Source organism: Micromonospora sp. BL1 (assembly GCF_003667485.1).
In the GTDB taxonomy this organism is placed as follows: Bacteria; Actinomycetota; Actinomycetes; order Mycobacteriales; family Micromonosporaceae; genus Micromonospora; species Micromonospora tulbaghiae.
Map to the genome: position 1 here is coordinate 34,441 of NZ_RCVK01000229.1, position 16,689 is coordinate 51,129.

Genomic DNA, 16,689 nt, shown 5'->3' on the forward strand with positions numbered 1-16,689 from the left:
TAAAGGTGATCGACCTCTGTCGAAGAGATTGCCAATCGTGGCTACAGCGTGGATCAGTGCGGCGGCGATGCCGTCACGCGATCACAAGTTAGTATCGTGACCGCCTAATCGAGGCCGACAAGGCAGTGGTGAGGGAGTATCCCGGCGGTGGCCGAGCAGCGCGGTGGCGTGAACAACGAGATCGGCAGTGTTCACCGGCGCGGTATCGCGGTGTTCTTGGCCACGTACGGTCTCGCGGGGGAAGGTGTGCTCGGCGGCGACTTCGTGCCGGTGCGCCTGGCTTTCGAGACTGGGCAGGCCACCGACGATCTGTGCTGTGTGTCCGAGGCCGGGACCCGGATGTTCATCTCTGCTAAGCACATCTGCGGCAACGACGAGCAGAACTTCGGTGCCACGGTCAAGCAATGGGTTAAGCAAGCGCCCGCGCTTGGGCCTGATGACCTGCTTGTACTGGCCACCGCTGAGCTGCGCGGCGCTCTCAAGATGTTGCCCGCCGCCCTGGATCGACGCCGCCACGCTCCGGACACACCTGCACCCGGATCTGAGCAGAAAGCTCTGGCCGCGCTCAAGAAGAAGATCGACGCGTGCACCGACGACCCAGTGGTGCGCGAGCGGGTTATCGAGGCCGCGCACGTGCTCGTGGCCAATGTGGTCAAAGCTGGTGATGTCGACTTCGATCTCGGCGTCGCGTTGTTGCAGGGGTCGGTGGTCGCGAAAGGTCACGGCCGTGCTGCCGTCAAGGCGCTGGCAGAGGACTTCCACACTCAGGCCAGCACTGCGTTCGCCAGCGGCCTGGATGACTGGGTGAAGGTTCTGCGGGCGACTCCGATCGAGGTCTTCGCCGACGGTGAAGGCGCGGCCGGTGCCGCGGCAAACGCCCGTCAGTTGGCGCTGTCCGCCTACCGGGACTGGCTGGGCGCCGAGGACGGCCGCGTCAGCCTGTCGTTGTTGGCCGGCGACCTGCCCGAGCTGACCGTTGCCGACCTTGCCGACGGGTTGCGAGTCACCGTCGAAGGCGGTGGACGGCGCCGTGAGCGAGTGTCGTTGCTGGCGATGAGCCGGCGCTGGCCGAGGCTGCTGCTCGCGGGCCTGCCCGGCATGGGTAAAAGCACTGCCCTGCGCCAGCTGGCCGCCCGGTGGGCAAAAAGGCCTACCGCTGCCCTGCCCGTGCCGGTATCCCTGCCTGTCGTTGCCGACCGTTGTGGACGGGCCGCCGATGTGACACTGGGCGTGCTGTGTGAGGTCGCGGCTCAATACGCGCCGGTGGAGCATCGCAAAGTCCTGATGGCGTCCCTGGAACGTGCCTGCCATGCCGGTCACGCGGTGTTGCTGCTCGACGGGTTCGACGAATGCGGAGCGCGGCGTAGCTGGATCGCCGACGGGCTACAGCGGATGCTGGCAGAACTGCCGGCTGGGCTCGGTGTCGTGCTCAGCACCCGTGACAGCGGCCTTGCGGCTGCCCGAAAACTGGGGCTGGCCCCAGTGACGATGGCGACGCCCGACAAGCTCGGCACTGTCATGCACCGACTGCTGCAGCACGTCGCCGACACTCACCAGGTCGATGAGGCGGACCGTGAGCGCTGGGTCGAGCTACGCCGCTCGTGGCTCGACGCAGCCCGGCAGGTCCACCCCGACATCGCCGACGTGCCGCTGCTGGCGACCATCATGACCTTGGTCGTGGCGAAGTCGGCGACCATACCGGTCACACACGGCCCGGCCAAGCTGCTGAGAACGGCAGTGCAACAAAGCGTGCAGGACTGGGAGCATCAACGCCGCGAAAGTGTCGGCACTCGGCCCGGCCAGCCTACCGCGCAGCAGCTGCTCGACGGATTTACCGCCATCGGCTCCCGACTGATGGACTCCGAATCCGCCAGCCAGGCGCAGGTGCGGCAGGCCATTGCCGTCATGCTCGCTAACGAATGGGATATCCGTGCTGCGGGACCTGCGGACGAACTCACCAGACACATCCTGCAGTTCTGGGACCAGCACATGGGCGTGTTCGTCGATGCTGGCGACGGCGCAGTGCGGCCGCGCAGTCGGGTATTCGCCGAGATCGCCGCCGCTATGGCCGTGCGGTGGCTCGCCGACGAGCCGCTGCGGGAGTGGGTGGACACGGCGGTCGGCAACCCCGACCGCGGCGTCACCCTGACGCTCGCAGCAGAGCTACATGCGAATGTGCTGAACATACTGCTGCGCGACGAGCGTGAGCCTGGTTTCTCGACGCGCGCTCTATTGGCGGCAGACGTACTCCGCCATGCCGCCGATACCAGCTATCACGAGCTGCATGTCGTGGTTACCCTGCTAACCGATGCCGCGGAAGAGTACCGTGACCTCGATCCGGACGTTGCAGTATCCGGCTGGCGGTGCATGGTGGCCTTGGCTGAGCTATCGCTGCCTACGGCTCTGCGCACAAAACGGGAGCAGGCGCTTGAACGGCTATGCGCCGACGACCAGCAACGGGTGATCGTCACGGCGCTGGTGGCCCTGTCAGACGCCGCCACCGACGGAACCGCGTTGTGCCCGTCGCGGGTGGCGAGCGTCCGTGCGGCGTTGCAACTCCCCGGACCAGCCCGCCGCATCTCCGACGAGGTTACGGACGCAGACCTGGATCTGGATGCATTTGAGCAATCGCTGCCAGGACATCTCCAGGTCGCGGTAGCGTCGATCCCCCATCTGAAAATTTTGGGCAGTGACATGGTGAACCGCGTTCACGCGCTCATCGGGCTCGCTAGTGTCAAGATCTATTCCGGTCTCGTCCAAGCCTTGGAGGACGCCGGCTACGACGTGCCGATGCCAGTCTGGCGGAAGACAAGTAATGCTTTAGTCGCGTACGCCCTACCAGGAATTTCCTGGGAGAAACGGCAAATGCCGCTGCTGGAATCTGCGGCACGGATCGCGGAACCCAGCCCTGAGCTCTCCGTGCAGCAGCGGTGGCGGCTGTCTGAACTTGCCTCCCTGTTTAGCCTTTTGTACTTGCCAAAGGTGACACTTGGTGACCTCCGCGCAACCTTTGCTCCCGGTCAGGACAAGACACGCACGGGATGGCTAAGAGCTCTCACCGTCGCGGCTGGTCTAGATCTGGCACTAGTAGCCGCACAAGCTCGGGCTGCGATCGCCGAACTCCACACCGCTGCTGCGCCCCAAGTCGCCGATTTCCTCGAGGCGCCGGTCGCCGGACCCATACCGGCATGGGATTCAAGCCGTCTCGGCGAACGGGAGCGTAGCGCCCTACTCGCGGCGATTACCTCTGACTCCGGTTGGATGGCGCAGTCGGCGAAGCGAATCCTCAAAAAAGCTGCCAATGTGGCTGACTGTAAGCCGATGCATCTTGACAAGATTCAGGAGAGCTCGAATGACTGAAAGGACGCCCGCCGAGCAGGCGGAGTGGGACGTAGTTGACCGGTTGGACCGTATCAGGCCGATTGGTCCTGATGTGGTAAAGGCCGAAGCCGACTACGTCCTCAAGAGGTACACGGATGCCGGTTGGGAGGTCACACAGCCAGTTCAATGGGCATACGACAGCCTAATCCAGCGATCGAAGTGGTGATGGCGATCGACAACCGCCGGGCTGGCGCTAGTGCGGATGTTCTTGTGGAACTGCTGCCGTCGTCCAGTTCCCGGTAGCGGAGGGGAGTCGGATCGATCGGGTTCGCGGCGAGTCTATGCCCATTGCCCCGACGTAGCTGGTTTCCCGTGACGCGCGGAGGGCTGGGCGCGTCATTCACGGTGACTCGGTATCCGGAGTGCGTAGGCGGTCTCCGCAGAGCCGACAGGCCTAGGAATCGGCCCCGCGCCGGGGCCCTGCCTGTCGCGCCAAGCTCGTCAGATTGTCGAAGTGGGCACAATGCTCCAGTACCGCGTCATCCACTGTGCTGAGCTGGCCGTACGTCTGGAGAAAGCTCGCGCGTAGGTCTGGGCGGTGGGGCCAGACCCGAGTGGCGAGTCGTACGAGGCCGCGGGCGGGTAGGTCGTAGCGGGTGTGCTCGAAGTCGATCAGCCTGACCGTTCCGTCGCTGTAGATCAAGTTGCGGGGCATGAAGTCGAGGTGGCAAGGAAGGGCAGGCAGGGGCGCCAGGTCTCGGAGGGCTTGCATGTGCGCGCGTACATCGGCCCGGCGGGCGGCGGTAATGCGGTCCCCGGCCTGGTGTATCCAGTACTCGGCGCGTTCTGCGAGCCAGGCCGTCCAGTCGGGTTCGAGGCGGGGCGGTCCAGCGGCGTGCAGCGTCCTGAGTAGTTGTCCTGCCTGCTGGTAGGCGCTTTGCTCGGCCTCGGGGTCGAGTTGCCGCCCATTGAGCGGAACGCCGGATACTGCGGTGATGACGATGGCTGGTGGGTCGTCGGTTGTCGCGAGCAGTCGGGGCGCCCTGTCTCCGAGAGCCGGAACCCAGGTCCGGTAGGCATGGACTTCCTGGTGGTGTCGTTCCAGGCTGCGATGGATTTTGACAATGACGTCTCCGTGGTCGGCCGTTGAGGCTCGAAGGACGCGAGTGCCAGCGTGCCCGGGGTACGAAGTGACGGGCTTGGCGTCGGCGTCGAGAAGCCGTTGGCAGAGCGCGAGGTGAACGTTGACGTCAGCCATGGCGGGGTTGGAGGTGTCGGATGTCGTTGTGGCTGACCAGTTGCCAGATGGTACGCCCGAAGCGGTTGGTCGGCCGCTGCCACCGGGCGATGGAGGCGTGGTCGGTGACGAAGTCGAGCCGCAGGCAGGCGTTCCGGGGTAGGCCGAGGAGCAGAGTGTGGGCCGCTTCGACGGTTTCGCCGTGGGCGGCGATGAGGATTCGTTCACCCTCGTGGCGGGTGAGGATCTTCTGCAGCGCTGCGGTCGCCCGGTAGAGGTACTCGTTCCAGGTCTCGGAGCCGGAAGCGTACTGGCGGTCTGGGCTGTGCTGAGGCGGCCCCTGGAAGGAAGTCTTGATATCGACCCAGGGCCGGCCGTCGGCGTCGCCGTGGTCAGGGCCGCGGAGGTCCGGGTCGATGGTGGCGACCAGGTGCAGGGCCCGAGTGATGAACTCGGCGGTCTGGGTGACGCGGAGTCGAGGAGTGGTGTAAATGGCGGCATAAGGATTTTGGGCATGTTCGTCGGCCAAGCGGGTGGCGAGTTGCTCCGCCTGGCTCCGACCGAGGTCGGTGAGGCCGGTGCAGCCTTGGGCGCCGCCGACGATTCCGGCGACGTTGCAGGCGGCTTCGCCGTGGCGGGCGATGACGAGTTCGGTTGTCGGGGCCATCCGGGAGTTCCTTTTCAGGTCAGTTCGGTGAGGAACGGGTCGGGCCAAGGCCGGACAGTGGGCCAGGTGTGCCGGTATCCGTTGCGGCCGAGGTATCGCAGAGTCAGCAGGTGATGCAGTTCGGCGTACCGTTTTAGGTCGGCCAAGCTGCAGATCTGAGGCGCGACAGCGACGCGGTAGGCGCGGAGACAGAGAGCGATCGATTGGTCACCGAGGCGGCCGTAGGTCATGGATGCGGTGACCAGGAGGCCGGCCAGGTCGTAGCCGAAGGGAGCGAGCGTCAGGTCGTCGAAGTCGACGACGGCGATGTCATTGCCGTTCGCAAGGTAGTTCCGGATATTCGGGTCCTTGTAGAACGTCACGGATTGCCCGATGCTGTCGAGCACGGCGTTGATGCTCGACGAGTGGACGCCCGCTGCGGCAGCGGCGTGGTGTAGCGCCTCCTGACGTGGGCTGGCGAAGTCGGGGATCGCGAGTCCGGTTGAGGTGATGTGGGGTTGGTCGAGGCGGGCGGTCCGAAGTTCATGTCGGTGCGCCGCAGCGTGGAGCCGGCCGAGTGCTGCGGCGGCCCGCGGAAGATCTTCGACTCCCGGTGCTCGTCCCGACAGCCGTTCGAAGACCAGATGCCGGGGGCCCTGTGCGACGAGCCCGGGCAGGCGTACACCGGAGCCCAGGCCAGCTAGCCAGGCGTGGTGGGCGGCAGCGGTGACGCAGCGTTCTGGGTCGTCGTACCGCTTGACGAAGTGAGGGCTACTCATGGCCGCACCGCGACGGCGTAGCTGACGGTGGATCGGGTCGTGTAGGGCGGTGCGGACAGCCGCTGCCGGAGGGTCGCTGCGAGGGCGGGGATCCCGCCGGTCAGAGTGATCCGGTATTTGGGTGTGGTGGTGAGGTAGCGGGCGAGGTGCGTGGCGTCCGCGAATTGGAAGACGTGTTCCTCGTGCTGGACGTCGATGACGGTCAGGTTAATGGCGGCGATGGTGTGCAGGTTGCCGCTGTGGAAGCTCTCGTAGAGGCTCGGTCGGCTGGTGGCGTGCGGGTCGAGGCCGGCGGCGTGGACCAGATGGTCGAGTTCGGCGTAGCTGTCCAGGGACTTGGTGACCAGGACGGCGGTGCCGCCAGGGCGTAGGCAGCGGGCAATCTCCCCTACAGCCAGATCCGGCGTCGGAGAGTGGTACAGGCAGAAGGCGGCAACCGCAGCGTCGGCCACGCTGTCGGGCAATGGCAGGTGGTGGAAGTCAGCGCAGACCACTGAGCCCAACGCGCCAGCGGCGCCGAGGCGGTCGCGGGTGGTGCGGAGAAGCGTGCTCGAGGCGTCGACAGCAATGAGCTGGCGGGGCCAGAGTCGGTCGCCGAGGCGCAGGGTTGTGGTGCCGCGTCCGCAACCGATGTCGAGCACGGCCGCCCCGGCCGGGACCCGGGCGGTGAGCAGGTCGGCGATTGTGTCGGCGGCGTCGCTTCCGCTGATCTTGGCGCGATGCAGCGCGTGAGTGCGTTCGGCGAGCCGGCCGTCGCCCTGGTAGAGGTCGCCGTGGACCAACGTGGGGTCAAGGAACGGGTTGGCCGACATTCGTCGCCTCCCGTTCCGCTGCGGTCAGGTCACGGGCTGATGCTCGTCGCGGACGCGTTTGATCAGTTGAGCGGCCTGGCGGCGGCTGGTGAGGGTGATCAGGCGGACGTGTGGCCCGTGTTCTCGGACAAGGTTCTGGACTCGCGGGCGCATGGTGCGCCGGTAGCCGAGGATGTAGCGGACGAAGTTCCAGGTGATTCGGTCGTAGACGCCGTCCTGGTGGTGTTGCCCGCCGCGGTAGCGCCAACGGCGCTGGGCGATGCCCCATAGGCAGGTCACGGCCGGTAGGTCGAGGAAGATCACGGTGTCGGCGGCGGCAAGCCGGATCGGCAGGGTACCGGCATAGTTGCCCTCGATGATCCACCGTTCGCCAGCGACCAGTTTCTCCTGCTGGGCAGCGAACTCGTCCTGCGGTAAGGGGTTCCAGTGCTCGTCGTAGTAGGTGGCGTCGAGGTGCGTCAACGGCGCGTCGAGGATCCGGGCCAGCTGGCGTGCGAGGGTGGACTTGCCGCTTCCGCCGCAGCCGATGATCGCGATCCTTTCCATGGTTCTCCAGGGTAGAGGTGTGGTGCGCTCGTCCGGTGGTGACACGGTGGGTCATGACTACACCGACTCCGGGTGATGCAGCAGGTAGGTGAGCACCTCGAGTTGGGTCGAGAGTCGGAACGGGTCGAGGTGCCGTAGGCACCCCGCGATCAGGTTGGCGTGGTCATCGGTGCCGGCGATCTCGCTGAGCCAGCCGATGCGGTGCCGCACCTCCGTGGCGTCGCGGACGATCAGTGACGAGGGAACAAGGGCGTCGGCGCCGCGGACGTCACGAGGCAGCAGGGGCAGGCAGCCGGCGAGGACGGCCTCGAAGATCCGTTGGGTCATTTGTCCTGCTTCGGTGTACCGGGCGGGAAGCAGCAGGACGGTGGCGAGCGCGTCGGCGTAGATCGCGGACACTCTGGGGAACGGAACTCTGCCGATGAAGTTCAGATCCGGCCAGCGTCTGATGTCGGTCCACTTGCCGGCGATCAGGTGGGGCAGTTGGGCGGCGGCCGGCGCGAAGTAGGTGTCGAACGCGTGGTCGCGGTCGTACTGGTTGCCGACGTAGACGAGCGGAATCCGGCGGGGCAGGGCCGCCAGCGCAGCCGGGTCAGCGGCGTCGATGGCAGTGTCGGCCACAGGAAAGAGCAATGGCACTGCGCCCAGCGTCGGGTGCAGAGCGGGTTCACAGACGGTCACGTTGTGGGCACGGCGAAGGGGGTCTGTTGCGAGCAGCTGGCGGTCCTTATCCCACAGGAGCGTCCGGGTGCCGACCTGATGGGTGTAATGGTCAAGCAGTTCGCCCTGTCGATGCAGGTCGCAGGTGTGGCCGGGTCGGCCGCAGACGGTGGTGTTACGACCGGGAATGGGCCAGCGCCATTCGAGGAAGAGAGCGTCGAGGTTGGGCAGGCCCACGTCCCAGCGGTAGTGGCCGGTGAGATCGTCGCCGGCCTCGCACAGGTCCCGGTTGGGTTGAAGGAAGACGATGTCGTGGCCGGCTGCACGTAGCCCGTCGACCAAGGTCCGGCGGTGGCTGCGGCCTCCGTCCGGGGTGTCGGTGATGCCGGGTCCGAGGAATCCCCAGAAGCTGTAACCGATTCTCACTTGGTCACCCACCAGCCTTCGATGAGCAGCGCGTCCAGGCCGGATTCGGTGAGGCAGTCCAGTGCCATCTCTGGGGTGCCGCAGATCGGCTTGCCCTTGATGTTCAGCGAGGTGTTGATCAGCACCGGGTGTCCGGTGATCTCACCGAAGCGGGTGAGGACGTCGGCGAGGATGGGGTGTTGCTCGCGGGTGACCGTCTGGACTCGGGCGGTGCCGTTGACGTGCACGATCGCAGGCAGCTTGTTGCGGGCCAGCTCGGTCACGGGAGCGGCGAGCGACATGTACGGCGACGGTTGGCGCAGCCGAAAGTAGTCGGTGGCCCTGTCGGAGAGGACGACAGGGGCGAAAGGCCGGAACGGTTCGCGGAACTTGACAGTGGCGTTGAGCCGCTCGACCACACCGGCCTCCAGGGGAGAGGCGAGGATCGACCGGTGCCCCAGTGCCCGAGGCCCGGCCTCCAGCGCGCCGGTGAACAACCCCACGATCGCTCCGTCCGCCAACTGCCGCGCCAATTCGCGGACAGGTTCGGCCGGCCGGCTCGCGTGCAGTCCCGCGCGCGGTGCCGCCGGTAGTGCTAGGTCGGGATAGGCGGGGCCGAGGTAGCAGTGATGGCGGACCCCGGTGGGCGGTCGGCCGGTCAGGTCGAGCCAGACCTGGGCGGCGGCGCCGATCGCGGTGCCCGCGTCGCCAGGGGCGGGCGGTACGTGCACCTCGTCGACGATGCCGGCTTGGGCGATGAGGCCGGCGCTGACGCAGTTCATCGCGACCCCACCGCCCAGGCAGAGCAGCCCCGAGCCGGTCAGCCGGCGGGCTCGCTCGGCGAGATGCAGCATCACCTGCTCGGTGCGTTCCTGCAGCGCAGCGGCCAGATCGGCGTGGACAGGCTCGACCGGTGCCGTCGGCGTGCGGGGCGGGCACGTGGCGGCGGTGAACGCGGGCGTGACCCGGCCGTAGCGGCTGGCGAGCACCCGCAGCGCGATCAGCGCCGGGTCGAGGGTGAAGCCGTCGGTCGTGAGTCGGATCGCCCGGGACATCAGCTCCCGGAACCGGGCGGGGTCGCCGAGGGCGGCCAGCGCCATCACGGTGCCTTCCTCGTCACCGCGCCGCCAGCCGAGGTGCTCGGTGACGGCGCCGTAGGCGTAGCCGAGGGAGGCCGGGTCGTTGATCGCGTGTGCCAGGTCGAGGCTGAGCCGCGAGCGGCGTTGCCGGGCGTGCCAGGTGGTGGTGGTCTGCAGCTCGCCGAGGCTGTCGACGATCAGGACCGCCGCGTCGTCCACGCCGGCGGCGGCGAAGGCGTACAGGGCATGCGCCCGGTGGTGCGGCACCGCTTGCAGTCGAGCGCGCGGGAAGCGTTCGGCCAGGTCCCGCATCCGGGCCTGGTAGCGGCGGTGGACCGTGGTGAAGCTGCGAGCCCGAGGTACGGCGCGAGCGCGGCTGGCAGCTTGTCGCAGATGGGTCGGCAGTTGGCCCAGTGCGCCCAGGTAGCGGCGTCCATCGAAGTTGTACGCCACGGCGGTCACGTCCGACGGCGACAGCCCGGCCTCGTGGAGCAGCCAGGCGACACCGTGTGCCGGGTAGGCCTTGCTGTGCTTGATCCCGTCGAGCCGTTCCTCCTCGACGAAGCCGATCAGGTGGCCGTCGACCAGCAGGGCCGCCGCCGAGTCATGCGTGTACGCGCACAGCCCGAGCACCACATTCGCGGTCATGCCAGCTCCGCCGAGACGAGGGCCGGCTGGGTGAGGTGCTGATACCAGGCGACAAGGGCAGCGCCGAGCGGCCCCGGTGTGTCGTGGGCGAGCGTGCGCGCCAAGTCGCGCTGGCCGAGCTTCCAGCTCCGGTAACTGGTCAGCACGCGTCCGAACGTGTCCCATGAGGTGCCGTCGGACAGGTCACCGTCGCCACGGATGATCCGGGCGAGGACGGAGTCCAGGTCGGGCCAGTCCACGCCGAGCGGATCCATCTCGGTGACGGTTGGCTCGTGGTGGAGGCACTCAGCAGCGGCCGCGGCGTGCTCGGCGTACAGGTGCAGCGAGTCGACGTGGTGGTGGTACTCGCCGACCTCGACACCCAGCCAGCCGGCCATCAGTTCCTGCAGGAGCGTGGTCGCGAAGATGTCGTACGGGAAGCCGAGCCACAGGTCCTGGCTGCGCATGGTGGTGTGCATCTCGAGCCTGCCCTGCCGGATCAGGAACCGGTACCCGAGAGTGCACGGCACATCGCGGTGGCCGCGGTGGTCGCGTCCTGGGTCGTAGATCTGGACGACGGCCTGTCGGGAGTCCCGGTCGGCTGTCAGCTTCCGGACGACCGCGTCGAGCTGGTCGACACGGTTGCCCCATCGGCGGATTCGTGGCCCGTACGCGCCCTGCAGGATGCCGTCGTCCGCGTAGCGGCGCAGGTTGTCGTTGAAGTCGAAGATCCACGGGTCGTCCGAGCCGGAGAGGATCCACAGCGCCTCGGCGACGGCGAACGCCGGGTTGATGACGCGGATGGGCGGCACGGAGACCAGCCGGCGTCGAGGGTTGGTCAGGCACAGGTGAGCGCCGATGACCTCGGTGGTCATCATGTCGCGCGGGCAGGCGATACGGCCGTTGAGCAGGACTGCCTGGCAGGCGGCGGTGAACAACTCGCTCGCGGAATCCGCTGTCAAGACGATCATCAGAGGCTTCCTTCTATCAGGAGGTGAAGGCCGCGAGCCGGTCGCGGGAGAGATTGACCAGCCAGGAGGACTGCCGGGCCATGCCCTCGTGCAGGCCGACGGTGGGCCAGTAGCCGAGCAGCCGGCCGGCAAGGGTCAGGTCCGCAGACGTGGCGGGAACGTCGCCGGGCTGTTCGTCGGCCACCTGGACCGGAATGCGCCGTCCGGTAACCGTCGATGCCTCCTGGATGGCGCCACGCATGGAAACGCTCGCGCCGCCACCGACATTCACGGCAGCGCAGCGGGTATCGATGTGAGCGGCAGCGATCGTCGCGGAGACCACGTCAGTGATGTAGGTGAACTCCCGCCGATGGCTGCCGTCACCGAACAGGGTGACCGGCAGACCGGTGTAGGCCGCGAACAGCAGCCGGCCGATGGCCATGTCGGGTCGCTGCCGTGGCCCATACACCGTGAAATAGCGCAGCGCCACAACGCTGAGCCGGCTGTCGGGGCGACGGGCGTAGGCAAGGCACAGCTGCTCGGCGGCGAGCTTGCTCACCCCGTACGGCGACACCGGACAGGTCGGATCGGTCTCGCGGCTGGGCCGCTCCGCCGGACCGTAGACGCTGGACGACGACGCGTAGACCAACCGCCGTACGCCCGATCGAGCGCAGGCATCGAGCAGCCGGTGGGTGCCGAGCACGTTGGACTGGGCGTAATCGTGGAACTCCGTGCCCCACGAGGGCCGGACCCCGGGCCGAGCAGCCAGGTGAAACACGATGTCGCAGCCCTCGAGAGCGTCATCGAGCCGGTCGGTGGCCAGGTCCCGGCGGAGCGGTGTGAACAGCGGATTGCTGGCTGCTGCTGACAGGTTCTCATCGGCGAGGGCGTCCTGGCCGAGGTGGCGGCGGTCCAGACCGACCACCTGCATGCCCCGAGCGAGAAGCGCGTCGACGACGTGTGAGCCGATGAAGCCGGCCGCACCGGTCACCAGCACCCGCGCCGTCACCGGCGGCCACCGGCCTGAGCTGGTTGCGACAGCATGCGCTGCCACACGAAGGTGAGCAGGATGGGCTCGGTCTGGGAGACCTTTGCTCGGCCGGTCGCTGGTGTGCAGAGCTGCGCCGCCGGAGTTGGCCCGTCCGTGGATGCGTGCCGGGAGACGTACACGGTCATAGCGTGACCGTCCGACGAGTTGCGGTTGACTCCCGCTGGTTGGTCCAGTCGTGGCGGGTCCGCCGAGGAGCCGGCGGGCCCGCCGTGGTGAGGCGGCGGCTGGGAGCACCCCGCCGGTCACCCGCCCGCGCAGCCCCGATGGCAGTACGCGGGCGAGGAGTCAACCTCACGACTGCACCTCCGGCCGCCGCCACAACAAGCGGCGCCTGCTTGATGGCCGTCCTGTCTGATCTCTTCACCGTGAATCCCCTGGCGTCGATGGCATTGGGTTGGTGAGCTGGAGCCGCCCAGCAGCGTCCGTCGATGCTCGTCAACAGCGAACCGCCCAGCAGGCCCGATCGGTACCGTCCACGGCCCGTCCGCTCGCAACCAGGTAGTGACGGCCCGTAGCGAAGATGGCTAACGTGACCGTCGTCGACAGAGGACGTACGGAGGTGCTGGCATGGCCGGACGGCGCTACCCCGCCAATCGGCGGCTAGCGTGGGAGAGGCTCCAGCGGGGCTGGTCCTACGAGGAGGTCGCCGAGCGCATCCGCACCGAGATAAGCCAGGCCGGCGAGACCGATACCGGGCTGAACGCCAACACGGTGCGGCGGTGGGAAACCGGTGAGCGGTGGCCTGACCCGCGCTACCGCAAGCACCTCGTGGCCATCTTCGACAAGCCGGCGAGCCAGCTCGGTCTGCTCACCCCCGACGAGCTGGCGATGCGTCCGCAGGCGGAGACACTGCACGAGTTCAGGAGGTTGTGGGAAATGATCACCGGAGGCGACGACACCGGCTGGGACCGGGCAACTGTTCTGCGCGCGTTGTTCGGCGCCAGCATGCTTCCCCTGGTGGCGCCCCTGCTATCACTCGATCCGCAGGCCGCGTACGCCCAGGCCAAGGCCGTAGATCCAGACGCGTACGCCGAGATCGTGCGGTGTCAGCGCACGCTGTACTGGACCAGCCCCGCCCGGCCGCTTTACGAGGCCGCGTACGCCCACACTCAGCTCGGCAGCGGACTCGTCCGCGCGGCAACCGGCGCCAGCCGGGCCACCCTCGCCAGCGCCCTCGCCGAATCGGCGCTGCTCACCGCACGACTGGCGTTCTTCGATCTCAACCAGCCCGCCGTCGCGCAACGCTGCTACGACGTCGCCCTCGCCGCCACCCGTGAGGCCGGAGACCATGCCCTGGCCGCCGCCGTCCTCGGCCACATGGCCTTCATCCCCGCCTTCGGACATGATCCTGCCGCAGCCCGGTCTCTGATCGACGCGGCGCTCCAGCACACCTGGCACGGCGTCAGCCCCGCCGTTCGCTCCTGGCTGCACTGCGTGGCCTCGGAAGTCGAAGCCCGCGCGGGAGCCGGAGTAGCGAGTCGGCACCAGATCGACCTCGCTGCTACCGCGCTCGAAGCGCGTCCTGAGGCGCCCGCTTGGTTGGACTACTACGACGCCGGCCGGCTGCACTCCTTTGCTGGCTACGCGGTCCTCGCCGCTGGCGACCATGCCGAGGCCGCCCGTCACCTGGCCGAATCCCTCGCCGGCTTGACCGCGACAGGCGCCAAGCAGCGCAGCGTCGTCCTCGCCGATTTGGCCTCGGCGCACAGCAGCGACGGCGACCACGCTGCCACCTACCTCAACCAGGCTTTGGACGCCCTGCACACCGACTGGTACGGCACCGGGCTGGAACGGGTCAGAGCGGTCCGGCAGGTACTCGGCGACAGCCGAGAGGGCGGCCAACTCGACGATCGCATCGCCGCCCTCGCGAACAGCCGGGCCGCTCTTCCGGGGAGCTAAATTGCCGACTCGTTGTGCCTGCGTACCAGTTCGGGCAGCTCGGCGAGCGAGTCAAGCTGAAAGAGGCAGCGGTCGCTGACGGCCTTGTCGTCGAGGATGTGCCCCCATGGGCCGCGTCGTACCAGGGCGGTCGCGAGTCCGGCGGCCTGAGCGGGGCGAATGTCGTTGTCCAGCCGGTCCCCAACGTAGAGCACTCGGCCGGCGGGGCAGCCGGCCTCCGCGACGACGCGGTCGAAGAACGCGGCCGACGGTTTCTCGACGTTCCAGCCGTCCGAGGTGCCGATCACGTCGACGGGCAGATCCAGGGCGCGCAAGATGGTCTCGGCTCGGGCAGTCTGGTTGCCGGCCAGGCCGACCTGCACGCCCAACTCCCGCAGGGCCGTGAGACAGGGCCGGGCGTCCGGGTACAGGTTCTCCTCGGAGAAGTGTTCCGGCTGTCCAGCGTCGGCCCGGCGTTGCCGCTCCTTGGCCAGGTCGAAGCCGGGCTGGAACACCTCAAAAGTCTCGCGGTAGTCCCGGCCGCGGGCGATGACGGCGCCGAAGACTGCCGAAAAGGTGTGTCGTGGGACGCCGAGCCAGTCGGCCCAGGTGCCGTACTCCCGGGACTCGTCGACGATCGTCTCACCCACGTCGAAGAACACGCTCGAGATCATCCTGGGATTGTGCCTCTCGGGCTCAGGCGGATCAACGCGTGCCGCGGGTGGGGTCGTCGTGCGGGTTGTGGCGCCTGCGATGGCAGGGAACCACCGCTGCTGGGCGTGCCCCATGCCTTGCCAACGATTCGATGCGGCTCGCTACGTGGCGGAAGGCGCGGTTCCGCCTTCGAGGTAGACGCCGCCCCGCCCGATCGCGGCGACCGCCGCGGCAACCCGCCGAGCCAACCGGGGGATCAACACTTCGTCGAGGCGCTCCGGCTCGATGAACTCGAAGCCGTCGAGCTCGTCCGGGCACAGTCGCATCGCCGCGATTTGGTCCGCGGTCAGTACCCCGCCGTCGAACACGAACATGAGCCCGCCGTCCCACGGTGGGCTCGCCGGTACCCAGTCGACGCACAGCAGCGCTCCCGCGGGTATCGACAGTCCCAACTCTTCCCGGGTCTCGCGGGTGCAGGCGTCTGCCGGGGACTCGTCCGGCTCCACGGTTCCGCCGGGAACTTCCCACACGTCTGTGTAGGTCGGGTGGACCAGCAGCACCCGGCCGGCCTGGTCGCGGAGGATCACGCCGGCCGCCGCCCGGACCCGCGTCACGCTGGCGATGTAGGACAGGTCCGCTTTGGTCTGCGTCTCGGCCACGCGCTCGACCCTACGGGCTCGCCCTTGGCGCATCGCCCGTTCTTGAAGGAAGACGCGGCAACGTTCCCCCGGGCCGTGGTTACTTTGGGTAACCATCGTTCGGTGTGTGGCGTTGCGTCGTCGAGTCGGCCTGGCTTTGATCTCGGGCCTCTGGTAGATCGGCGTGCAGTACGGCACCGCTCGTGAAGATCAACTAGCGGTGGTCCGATTTGGCCGTACCGCGTTTTCTGTCCTCAGCTTTTCGGCTGATTCATTGAACAGTGATCTCCAAAATCGGCCCCAAAACCACGGTTTGGATATGTGGGTGCTCGCACGGCCTGCCGACGCCTCGTATGACGGCCGAACACGAGCGCTGTGTGCGGTCCCGGCGGTCCCGGCTTCCGATGTTCCCGTCGGCGCATTGACCACTCTCTGTTACAGCTGTCAAGGATGGGATGTCGGACTGTCGCCGCCAGGAGGATCATCGGGGAATGGGCGACCAGGGCGCCGCGGGGCGGTTGTCCCCGCGGCGGTGGCGGATCCTGTCGTACCTGGCGCAACATGGTGCCGCGACGACGCTGGACGTGGCGCTTGTCTGCGGAGTGTCGCGGCTGACGGCTCACCGGGACCTGGTGGGGCTCCACGAGGCGGGATTGGTGCGCCGCGACCGCTCGGCGGAGGACCGGACCCACACCTGGTTTTACGAGGTCACGCCCGAGGGGACCGACGTGCTCCGGCGCGTCCTGGCGGCGTCGGGGCAGCCGGTTCCGCTGCGGTTGGGTCAGCGGCCCTCCGGCAAGGCGGATGCCCTGCTGTTCCTACCGCTGGTGGAGGTGTCGCGGCGCAACCCGGGGCGGTGCGAGCTGTTCCAGTGGCTCGCGATGATGGAGACCTCGGCGTGGTTGCGCCAGCACGACCTGGCGCAGTTGCGGGCCGACGGCTATGGCGTCTGGCTGCAGGACGGGCGGTGCCTGCGGTTCCTGGTCCACGTCGACCGTGGCCCGATCGGCGGCGTCATCGCCGAGCACGAGCGAGCGACATCAGGGCTGGGTGGATTGTTGGCCGGCTACCGGCGTGCGGACCGGCTGGTGCCGGTCGGGGCGGTTCTGGTGATCGTTCAGGACGGTGAGCGGGAGGAACGGCTGCGGGTCGACCTTCGCCGCGAGCCGCTGCGGAATGCTGTCGCCACGACCACGCAGCAGTTGTTGTACCGCCACTGGCCGGACGAGCAGGTATGGCAGGTGCCGGGCGAGAGTGGCAGGCGTCGCCTCATCGAGGTGGGATCCTGACCGCACCACGTCGCGATTCCCGGGCTGCGGTCGACGCCAGCGGGATGGTTCGGGACCTCGCCAGTCGCGGTCCCCAGTTGCAGGCAGCCGTTCAGCGCAGCACCCGCGACGGCTGGA

15 protein-coding genes are annotated in these 16,689 nt (G+C 67.9%); 3 read left to right on the forward strand and 12 right to left on the reverse strand.

Annotated features, from left to right (window positions below):
* Positions 1-147 precede the first annotated feature (147 nt).
* On the forward strand, positions 148-3,360 hold the full coding sequence (locus EAD96_RS14235; protein WP_121684591.1) for an NACHT domain-containing NTPase: 3,213 nt from the start codon (positions 148-150) through the stop codon (positions 3,358-3,360).
* 415 nt (positions 3,361-3,775) lie between these two features.
* On the opposite strand, the gene EAD96_RS14240 is transcribed toward EAD96_RS14235, so the two are convergent.
* Genes EAD96_RS14240 through amcA form a run of 10 tightly spaced genes read right to left on the reverse strand, consistent with a single transcriptional unit; the run spans position 3,776 to position 12,238 of the window.
* Complete coding sequence (locus tag EAD96_RS14240; protein ID WP_121684592.1) at positions 3,776-4,579, reverse strand: aminoglycoside phosphotransferase family protein; 804 nt, start codon at positions 4,577-4,579, stop codon at positions 3,776-3,778.
* A complete protein-coding gene (locus EAD96_RS14245; protein WP_121684593.1) occupies positions 4,572-5,225 on the reverse strand; it encodes a histidine phosphatase family protein in 654 nt (217 codons plus the stop codon). The genes EAD96_RS14240 and EAD96_RS14245 overlap by 8 nt, the downstream gene beginning before the upstream one ends.
* 14 nt (positions 5,226-5,239) lie before the next feature.
* Positions 5,240-5,983, reverse strand: coding sequence for a phosphotransferase (locus EAD96_RS14250; protein ID WP_121684594.1), 744 nt, complete (start codon positions 5,981-5,983; stop codon positions 5,240-5,242).
* Complete coding sequence (locus EAD96_RS14255; RefSeq protein WP_121684595.1) at positions 5,980-6,795, reverse strand: class I SAM-dependent methyltransferase; 816 nt, start codon at positions 6,793-6,795, stop codon at positions 5,980-5,982. The genes EAD96_RS14250 and EAD96_RS14255 overlap by 4 nt, the downstream gene beginning before the upstream one ends.
* 24 nt (positions 6,796-6,819) lie before the next feature.
* The gene (locus EAD96_RS14260) at positions 6,820-7,341 is read right to left on the reverse strand and encodes a topology modulation protein (RefSeq protein ID WP_121684596.1); all 522 of its coding nucleotides are present in this window, start codon (positions 7,339-7,341) and stop codon (positions 6,820-6,822) included.
* A gap of 57 nt (positions 7,342-7,398) precedes the next feature.
* On the reverse strand, positions 7,399-8,427 hold the full coding sequence (locus EAD96_RS14265) for a hypothetical protein (protein ID WP_121684597.1): 1,029 nt from the start codon (positions 8,425-8,427) through the stop codon (positions 7,399-7,401).
* On the reverse strand, positions 8,424-10,133 hold the full coding sequence (locus EAD96_RS14270; RefSeq protein WP_121684598.1) for a carbamoyltransferase C-terminal domain-containing protein: 1,710 nt from the start codon (positions 10,131-10,133) through the stop codon (positions 8,424-8,426). The genes EAD96_RS14265 and EAD96_RS14270 overlap by 4 nt, the downstream gene beginning before the upstream one ends.
* A complete protein-coding gene (locus EAD96_RS14275; RefSeq protein WP_121684599.1) occupies positions 10,130-11,083 on the reverse strand; it encodes a thymidylate synthase in 954 nt (317 codons plus the stop codon). Before EAD96_RS14275 ends, EAD96_RS14270 begins: the two co-directional genes overlap by 4 nt.
* Before the next feature lie 16 nt (positions 11,084-11,099).
* Positions 11,100-12,071: an NAD(P)-dependent oxidoreductase gene (locus tag EAD96_RS14280; RefSeq protein ID WP_199733166.1), complete on the reverse strand. Its 972-nt coding sequence runs from the start codon at positions 12,069-12,071 to the stop codon at positions 11,100-11,102.
* Positions 12,068-12,238, reverse strand: a complete 171-nt coding sequence (gene amcA, locus EAD96_RS31905) for a multiple cyclophane-containing RiPP AmcA (protein ID WP_368666028.1) — start codon at positions 12,236-12,238, stop codon at positions 12,068-12,070. Before amcA ends, EAD96_RS14280 begins: the two co-directional genes overlap by 4 nt.
* A gap of 442 nt (positions 12,239-12,680) precedes the next feature.
* On the opposite strand from amcA, the gene EAD96_RS14285 reads away from it, so the two are divergent.
* Positions 12,681-14,012 carry a helix-turn-helix transcriptional regulator gene (locus EAD96_RS14285; protein ID WP_121684600.1) on the forward strand — a complete coding sequence of 444 codons (1,332 nt, stop codon included), beginning with the start codon at positions 12,681-12,683 and terminating at the stop codon, positions 14,010-14,012.
* Here EAD96_RS14285 and EAD96_RS14290 read toward each other — a convergent pair.
* Together EAD96_RS14290 and EAD96_RS14295 are read right to left on the reverse strand one after the other, a co-directional pair.
* Positions 14,009-14,665: an HAD family hydrolase gene (locus tag EAD96_RS14290; RefSeq protein WP_121684601.1), complete on the reverse strand. Its 657-nt coding sequence runs from the start codon at positions 14,663-14,665 to the stop codon at positions 14,009-14,011. The genes EAD96_RS14285 and EAD96_RS14290 overlap by 4 nt on opposite strands.
* A gap of 141 nt (positions 14,666-14,806) precedes the next feature.
* Positions 14,807-15,304, reverse strand: a complete 498-nt coding sequence (locus EAD96_RS14295) for an NUDIX hydrolase (protein WP_233585757.1) — start codon at positions 15,302-15,304, stop codon at positions 14,807-14,809.
* 470 nt (positions 15,305-15,774) lie between these two features.
* Between EAD96_RS14295 and EAD96_RS14300 the strand changes: the two genes are divergently transcribed.
* Positions 15,775-16,572, forward strand: a complete 798-nt coding sequence (locus EAD96_RS14300; protein WP_199733167.1) for a DeoR family transcriptional regulator — start codon at positions 15,775-15,777, stop codon at positions 16,570-16,572.
* Positions 16,573-16,689: the final 117 nt, after the last annotated feature.